The 692-nt window shown below is 47.7% G+C and carries 1 protein-coding gene; it reads left to right on the forward strand.

The genetic code is table 11. The annotated features are described in order from the left end of the window. Positions 1 to 629: oxygen-dependent coproporphyrinogen oxidase (gene hemF / locus ACTHS3_RS16395; protein ID WP_440368560.1), on the forward strand; the 629-nt coding region annotated here is incomplete at its 5' end. Positions 630 to 692: the final 63 nt, after the last annotated feature.

Consider the following 692-nt stretch of genomic DNA (forward strand, 5'->3'; position numbering starts at 1 on the left):
ATCCGAAAAATCCTTATGTCCCGACCAGCCATGCCAATGTGCGCTTTTTTATTGCCTACCCTGAAAATGCCGAGCCGGTTTGGTGGTTTGGCGGCGGCTTTGATTTGACGCCCTTTTATCCTTTTGAAGAAGATATCGTGCATTGGCACACAGTGGCTCGGGACGTATGCGTGCCATTTGGCGAATCGGTTTATCCTGAATTCAAACAATGGTGTGACGAATATTTCTATTTGAAACACCGTAACGAAACACGCGGCGTGGGCGGCCTGTTTTTTGACGATTTAAACCGCTGGGATTTCGATACCTGCTTGAATTTTATTAAGGCAGTCGGGGAAGGCTATATCGCATCGTATCTGCCGATTGTGGTAAAACGCAAAAATACGCCTTATGGAGAACGTGAACGCGATTTCCAACTCTACCGTCGCGGACGCTATGTGGAATTTAACTTGGTTTGGGACAGAGGCACACTGTTCGGTCTGCAAAGCGGCGGCCGTACAGAAAGCATTTTAATGTCTATGCCGCCTTTGGTTCGCTTTGAGTATCAATATGCACCGGAAGAAGGTTCACCCGAAGCACGTCTCAATCAATTCCTTATACCGCGCAACTGGCTGGAAGAAGCCGGCAGATAGTTTTACCTATAAGAGGCCATCTGAAAAGCGATTCTCACTGGTTGAGACTACCTTTTCAGACGG

Source organism: Neisseria sp. P0009.S007 (assembly GCF_051962515.1).